At 56.8% G+C, this 6,180-nt stretch carries 6 protein-coding genes; 1 reads left to right on the top strand and 5 read right to left on the bottom strand.

The genetic code is table 11. The features are described from left to right. Positions 1-233: 233 nt before the first annotated feature. Positions 234-362 (top strand): hypothetical protein, encoded by a 129-nt coding sequence (locus tag ACOCD2_RS10585; protein ID WP_293646551.1) that lies wholly within the window; start codon positions 234-236, stop codon positions 360-362. Positions 363-613: 251 nt separating this feature from the next. On the opposite strand, the gene ACOCD2_RS10580 is transcribed toward ACOCD2_RS10585, so the two are convergent. The 5 genes from ACOCD2_RS10580 to ACOCD2_RS10560 all read right to left on the bottom strand — a co-directional run bounded on the left by ACOCD2_RS10580 (position 614) and on the right by ACOCD2_RS10560 (position 6,052). Beyond that, positions 614-1,087, bottom strand: coding sequence for a c-type cytochrome (locus ACOCD2_RS10580; RefSeq protein WP_293649796.1), 474 nt, complete (start codon positions 1,085-1,087; stop codon positions 614-616). A 13-nt stretch (positions 1,088-1,100) separates the two neighbouring features. Continuing rightward, entirely contained in the window at positions 1,101-2,246 is a 1,146-nt protein-coding gene (locus ACOCD2_RS10575; RefSeq protein ID WP_293652572.1) for an FTR1 family iron permease, read from the bottom strand. A 72-nt stretch (positions 2,247-2,318) separates the two neighbouring features. Further along, positions 2,319-3,014, bottom strand: coding sequence for a c-type cytochrome (locus ACOCD2_RS10570; protein ID WP_293652573.1), 696 nt, complete (start codon positions 3,012-3,014; stop codon positions 2,319-2,321). 218 nt (positions 3,015-3,232) lie between these two features. After that, on the bottom strand, positions 3,233-3,586 hold the full coding sequence (locus ACOCD2_RS10565) for a hypothetical protein (RefSeq protein WP_293680127.1): 354 nt from the start codon (positions 3,584-3,586) through the stop codon (positions 3,233-3,235). Positions 3,587-3,610: 24 nt separating this feature from the next. Beyond that, positions 3,611-6,052 (bottom strand): heavy metal translocating P-type ATPase, encoded by a 2,442-nt coding sequence (locus tag ACOCD2_RS10560; protein WP_293649437.1) that lies wholly within the window; start codon positions 6,050-6,052, stop codon positions 3,611-3,613. Positions 6,053-6,180 lie beyond the last annotated feature (128 nt).

Below are 6,180 nucleotides of genomic sequence, written 5' to 3'. Positions count from 1 at the left end.
CCTATTGCCGCATCTCCAGTTACCTGCAGACCATGGCAAATCAGGGATACAATCCGCTGGTCGCCATTCAAATGGCCTTTTCGGGACAGCTCTATGCTGATAGGGGTGAGTAGTTACGATTCATTTATCTGAAAGAAGCATAAGCAGCTTCTGTGCCAACAAAATATATGCATTCAAACCAATCACTTGCCTGCAATGCCCGTTCACATGAGAACAAGCGTGTCTTCGGCCTCGTGATAGATTTTGGGACATCCCAGTCCCCAAAATCGACTCAGCCTTTGACAACCTATTTGTGCCCCAGCCGTCCTGGTCACCAAGCACTACGCAACAACTTCGCAAGCTCGTTGCTGCTCCGTACTTGACTCCCATATGACTGGACGCCGCGTTCGGAGGCCTACTTTGTTTTCCCTCTGGCGCAAGGCACGCCGGGAAAACAGTGCGGCCTCGCGGCTACTGGGGTCTACCAGCCTTCGCTTCGCTCTCCATGGCTGGCAGCGATCGCAGTGTTAACACATCATTAAATTGTTGGCCGGTTCGATAAACCAAAAAACCCGGATACAGCGGAAGGCCACCGTCCGGGTTTTTCAACAAAGCAATGTGCTTATGGCTTTTGTCACATACGACGCAGATACAGCATGATGCGGCTGATCTCTTCCTCCGACAGTACATCCTTGAAAGGCGGCATGGCACTGCCCACAGGCGTACCGCCTTCACCGATGGTCCAGTACAGATAGGCATCGGAAGCCATGGGCATCCTGGCAAAGCGGGCGATATTGGCAGGCCTGGGATTCAGACCGGCTGCGGCAGGACCGTCTCCCCGCCCGCTCTCGCCGTGACAGCTTGCACAGTTGGCGTTGAACAGCTGCTTGCCCGCATTCAGGGTTTCAGCACTGGGCTTGAGCCCGTTGCTCCTGCCGGAATAGGCAGAAGGCAGCCCGTTACGCATCACATACTGGTGCCGGACCATGGACATGTTCATCATGCCGCCGCGCATCATGCCGGGACCGTTCATCATGCCCATGCCGGCCAATACCAGTCCGGGCAATACGGTAGCCAACATGAAGGTATACAATATTTTTCTGTTCACGGATTTCTCCTGATTATTGCCGGGAAAGTCTGTTGCTGTCCCTGTTGCTTTTCCACAAAAGCAGGACAGCCAGAAACACCAGCGCGAGTTGTACACCCAGCCCTTCCAGGTTGGGATAAATGCCCAGCAGATCGATGCGTGGGAAGTTGATGACATTCACCGGCAGTTTTCCCGCTTCCTGCAGTGCAGCAATACCCTTGCCGGCAAACACGACCGCCAGCACAAACATGAACACACTGGTAACGGCGAAGAACTGTCTCAGCGGCAGGCGCGTGCTGTAGCGCAGAATCAGCCATGCCAGCAATATCAACAGCGCAGAAGCCACCAGGAAACCACTCAGTATCATTCCCCGGCCCTCTTCGCCGGTCTGCAGCCACAGTGCCTGATAGAAGAGCACGGTTTCGAATATCTCACGATAGACCGCGATGAATGCCAGCCCCGACAGTCCCCACAGCGTACCCTTGCTCAGCGCTTTCCTGATACTGCCCTGAATGAAATCCTTCCACTGGGCAGCCCCTGTCTTGCTGTGCAGCCAGAAGCCCACATAGAAGAGCATGGCGGCAGCAAACAGGGCAGCAAAACCTTCGGTGAGTTCACGCCCGGCGCCACCGATCTCCACCACATTGGCTGATACATACCAAGTCACGATGCCCAGCAGGAAAGCCAGGCCTGTGCCTGCATACAGATAGCGCAGGCCGTCGCGACGGTTGGTCTTGACCAGAAACGCTGCCAGGGCGGCAATGACCAGAATGGCTTCCAGTCCTTCCCGCAGCAGTATCATCAGGGCGCTGGCGAAAGCCGCAGTTGCGGAAAGCTGCGTGCTGGACAGTTTTTGCTCTGCTGTGAGCAGCAGGTTGTTGAGCAATGCAGCCTGACTCTGCAGTTTTTCTGCACTGGCCTCATCTTTGATCAGCGAACGGAACCGGGTCATACCGCTCTCGATCTGCAGGCGCAGTGCGTGATCGATATTGTCGAGATTGCCCTCAACCAGTTCGAAGCCTTCGAGATAGGCGGTGACCGCAAGCTCGTGGGCTGCCTTGTGGTCTCCCTGTTTGTAGGCTGACAGGCTTTTCTCGAGGTTTTCGCGGGCAATGGAAAGGGTGGATCCCTGTTGCTGCGTAAACAGCGCCTCCGGATGGCTGCGCAACCAGGCCACCATATTTGCCGCCTGCGCCCCATATTCAGCCTCTGTTTCTGCCGGAGTTCTTGAGGTCAGGTCCTGTTTGCCGATTCAGTCCAGAGCGATGCTGCCCGCGAGCAGGACCTGTTTTCCCTCGAACTTCATCAGGTCTGTCGGCGCCAGCTGTCCTACATAGAAAGCCAGTGCCCAACGATCATCATCCGGCAGCTTTGCATAGCTCTTCATAGCCGTACCATTCACACCGTGGGTGATGGTGCTGTACAGGCCATGCAGCGTGCGCTGACGGTATCTGTCGAGATCAGTGAAGTTGGTCGGGGCCGGCTCAAGGGTGCTGGCCAGAGGACCATTGCCCTTGCCCTCCACACCGTGACAACTGGTGCACTGTTGCGCGAACAGCGCCTTTCCCCGCTGCAGATCCGGTGTGCGGGCAGGTGTCACGGCAAGATCATAACCGTTGATCAGCAGTTGTCTCAGCTTGCCTGTGGCTTCCGAGACCTGGTGCGCATCGGATCTGGCTGTGACCAGGCTGTTCAGCAATGCTGCAGTAGTCCGGATTTCAGGACGCGCTTCCGTGACCGGCAATCCCTCAGCCAGATCCTGTATGGTTCTGGAGAAATCGAGCATTTCTGCATATTCCACAGGATTGACAACCTCACCGCCTGCAACGGCCCCAGGATAGTCCACGCCGACATAGTCCACGAGCTGCTGCATTCGCTGCAATGGTGTGGCTGCCTGTGCTGCAGCGGTGCCCAGCAGATATAACAAAACCAACAGGATTTTTCTCATCGATACATTCCACGGCAATTTTTAATTTTGCTATTGATAATGATTCTCGAATGTATTAGTAACAGCAGAATAAACCACCGCTGAAGCGGGTGCTTCGAAAACAAGCAGGAATCCCCTTTCCGAAAACAGGGAAAGGGTAAGGGTAAGCGTTCAAATACAGCCGTGGTGCGCGTTCGCCCCTGACTCTTGCGGGGAAGAGAGGCAAACGGCCAAGGGTTTCATTTGGGTGGTTTGTTGCAGCAGGCCGGAGGCGGAGCCTTGGCATTGTCGCGGGCATTGGCATCGGAGAACTGGTAGACCCGCGCCTTCAGGCCGTTCCACCAGTCCTTCGCTACGGCAAAACCGGCCTCCTCGAGTGCCGTCACCACAACCGTGTAATCCAGCCGGCTGGCGTCATAGACTACCGTGATCTGTGTGCTGCCGGCTTCCACCTGTAGCGAACTGCTCATGCCTGGCAGCGCCTCCAGCACCTGGCTGATGTCTGCAACATCCTCTGGAGTCAGGGCCCCGGCAAGTCGGATGATCCGTCTGACATCCCATGTACTCATCGCATTGTTGTTTAAAACTGTCATTGTCTTTACCTGTCTTTCATTCAATCATATCTTGCTGCTTTTCAGCCGCAGAGCATTGGCTATGACCGATACAGAGCTGAAACTCATGGCCGCCGCAGCGATAATGGGTGAGAGCAGCAGTCCGAAGAAGGGATACAGCACACCCGCTGCAACCGGTACGCCAAGGGAGTTGTAGATAAAGGCAAAAAACAGATTCTGACGTATGTTGCGCATGGTGGCCCGGCTCAGTCGCCGTGCTCTCACGATGCCCCGAAGGTCACCTTTTACCAGCGTGACACCGGCACTCTCCATGGCAACGTCGGTACCCGTCCCCATGGCAATACCCACATGGGACTGAGCGAGTGCCGGTGCGTCATTGATGCCGTCACCCGCCATGGCCACGATCCTGCCTTCAGCCTGCAGTTTCTTGACGATGGCCGCCTTCTGGTCAGGTAATACTTCGGCTTCCACCCGATCGATATTCAGCTTGTCTGCCACCGCCTGGGCAGTCGTCGCATTGTCGCCAGTGAGCATCACTACCCTGACGCCTTCTCCATGCAGATCACGAATGGCTTCTGCAGTCGTGTCTTTTATGGGATCAGCCACGCCGATCAGACCGGCTGCTTTCCCGTCGATACTCACGCACATGACGGTCTGGCCTTCCAGCCGTCCCGCTTCGGCATTCTCCAGCAAGGGTTCCACAGCCACGGACAATTCTTCCAGCAGCCTGCGTTTACCCAGCGCCACCTCATGTCCTTCTACAACACCCTTAACACCATGACCGGTGACGGAGTCGAATTCATTCACCGCTGCCAGACGGATACCCTGCTCCTCGGCCCCACGGACGATAGCTTCCGCCAGCGGGTGCTCACTGGCCCTTTCCAGGCTCGCAGCCAGTCGCAGCACAGTGTCCCTGGGGAATTCATCGGTTGCCTGCACGGAAACCAGGCTGGGTTTTCCTTCTGTCAGAGTGCCGGTCTTGTCCACCACCAGGGTATCGACTTTTTCCATCACCTCCAGTGCTTCGGCGTTCTTGATCAGCACGCCCAGGCTCGCACCTTTGCCCGTACCCACCATGATGGACATGGGCGTCGCCAGGCCCAGGGCACAGGGGCAGGCAATGATGAGTACTGCGACCGCATTGATCACCGCATGTGCCAATCGCGGCTCGGGTCCAAAGAACCCCCACACGATCATAGTCAGCACAGCGACCAGCACCACCGCCGGCACGAAATAGCCAGCCACCACATCTGCCAGTTTCTGAATGGGCGCACGGGAACGCTGTGCCTCACTCACCATTTTCACGATCTGTGAAAGGAGTGTATCCGCACCCACTTTTTCTGCCCGCATCAGCAAACTGCCCGTACCGTTCACCGTGGCGCCGATCAGCGCATCACCCGCCTGCTTCTCCACAGGCACGGGTTCACCCGTGACCATAGACTCATCCACCAGGCTGCCACCTTCGGTCACGACGCCATCCACGGGTATCTTCTCTCCCTGCCTCACCCGCAGGATATCACCGGGCATGACCTGCTCCATGGGAATGTCTTCCTCACTGCCATCGGCATTGACACGCCGTGCACTGTTAGGCGCTAGCCCCAGCAGCATCTTTATTGCGGCATTGGTATTGCTGCGTGCCCGCAGTTCCAGCACCTGCCCCAGCAGCACCAGCGCCGTGATGACGGCAGCCGCTTCGAAATAGACCGCAACCCTGCCTTCCTCACCCTGCATATTCGGCGGAAATATCTGGGGAAACAGCAAAGCAACCACGCTATACGCCCAGGCCACGCCGACACCCAGGCCAATGAGTGTGAACATATTGAGATTCCAGGTGCGTACCGACTGCCAGCCACGCACGAAGAAAGGCCAGCCACCCCACAACACCACGGGTGTCGCAAGGACAAACTCGATCCACTGCACGCTCTTCATGCTCAAACTGTCAGGCAACAGTCCCGGGGCAAGATCCGCCACCATGGCAAGAATAAACACCGGTACAGACAGCAAAGCACTTACCCAGAAGCGTCGGCTCATGTCTTCGAGTTCCGTATTGTCCTCTTCCACCGCCACCGAACGTGGCTCCAGCGCCATGCCGCATTTGGGACAGTTGCCGGGATGGTCCTGAACAATCTCCGGATGCATGGGACAAGTGTATTCGGTGTGGCTGGCAGACTGAGGTATATCCCCACGCTCCAGCGCCATGCCGCACTTGGGGCAGGAGCCGGGATGATCCTGCCGAATCTCGGGATGCATGGGGCAGGTGTACACTGCACCGGCCACAGCTTCAGTGGCATGCGAAGTGTGATGCTCCTCATGATGGCATTCACCCGCTTCATGTGAATGATGGGAATGACTCTTGTCTTCGGTCTCATCGCCTTTCACGAACCGCGAAGGGTCTGCCTCGAACTGGCTTTCACAATGTTCACTGCAGAAGTGGTATTCCACTCCGGCAAAACCGTAGTGATACTCGCTGTCATCCGACACCTCCATACCACAGACCGGCGCTGCCAGCCATGGAGAGCGAAGCGAAGGCTGGTAGACCCCAGTAGCCGCGAGGCCGCACTGTTTTCCCGGCGTGCCTTGCGCCAGAGGGAAAACAAAGTAGGCCTCCGAACGCG

Origin of the sequence: Thiolapillus sp., assembly GCF_048562965.1 — a bacterium.
Lineage (GTDB): Bacteria > Pseudomonadota > Gammaproteobacteria > Chromatiales > Chromatiaceae > Thiolapillus > Thiolapillus brandeum_A.
Note: the sequence above shows the minus strand (reverse complement) of the source record. Positions and strands in the feature narration are given on the sequence as shown.

Excerpts from the sequence above, each read along its gene's own strand:
- ACOCD2_RS10575 (WP_293652572.1), bottom strand. The coding sequence starts at position 2,246 with ATGGTGGCCTGGTTGCGCAGCCATCCGGAGGCGCTGTTTACGCAGCAA.
- ACOCD2_RS10570 (WP_293652573.1), bottom strand. The coding sequence starts at position 3,014 with ATGAGAAAAATCCTGTTGGTTTTGTTATATCTGCTGGGCACCGCTGCA.
- ACOCD2_RS10565 (WP_293680127.1), bottom strand. The coding sequence starts at position 3,586 with ATGACAGTTTTAAACAACAATGCGATGAGTACATGGGATGTCAGACGG.
- ACOCD2_RS10560 (WP_293649437.1), bottom strand. The coding sequence starts at position 6,052 with ATGGAGGTGTCGGATGACAGCGAGTATCACTACGGTTTTGCCGGAGTG.